Genomic DNA, 514 nt, shown 5'->3' with positions numbered 1-514 from the left:
CTTACGCTGATGAAGGGTGATGAGGTCGTCGAGGTGGGAGAAGAACCGGCCGATGGCCTGCTGCTCAGCAGTGGAAGGAAGACTGATGCTCAAACCCTCAAGATCACTTGCATGTATATGAACAACCGTTTTCCCCTGCGCTCGTTGAGCAAGAAGTTGTTGGTTGGAACCGTGAGACAACCCATAAGCAAGAAATAAGGGAACGGCTACAGACTGCGGATATATAACGTTGAGATCGCCACCCAGCGCAATGCCGGCCTTAGTGATTGCCGACGCTCGAGCTATGTCTTCAGCACTCTCTCCCGAAGCTGGAACAACGACCTCAGCCCCTTTACTGTAAAGAGTGCCCTGCTTCGGTTCTGCGTACGTATTTACAGATTCCACCTTTGCCTCATACTGCGTGTACATACGACCATAGAGGAAAAGAGGCACACCCGATTCTCGGATATCCGCCTTTGAATACCCATTCCCCTTCGTAAAAGAAGCGATCTCCCCCAACTTACGCTGTTCCCAA

Annotated in this window: 1 protein-coding gene; it reads right to left on the bottom strand. The window is 51.4% G+C overall.

What is annotated here, in order from left to right; all coding sequences use genetic code 11:
• Nucleotides 1–514, bottom strand: a 514-nt coding sequence (locus tag BW11_RS11440) for a restriction endonuclease subunit S (protein ID WP_140445779.1), incomplete at both ends; no start/stop codon positions are given.

This window comes from Bifidobacterium sp. UTCIF-38 (assembly GCF_006454495.1).
Lineage (GTDB): Bacteria > Actinomycetota > Actinomycetes > Actinomycetales > Bifidobacteriaceae > Bifidobacterium > Bifidobacterium callitrichos.
Note: the sequence above shows the minus strand (reverse complement) of the source record. Positions and strands in the feature narration are given on the sequence as shown.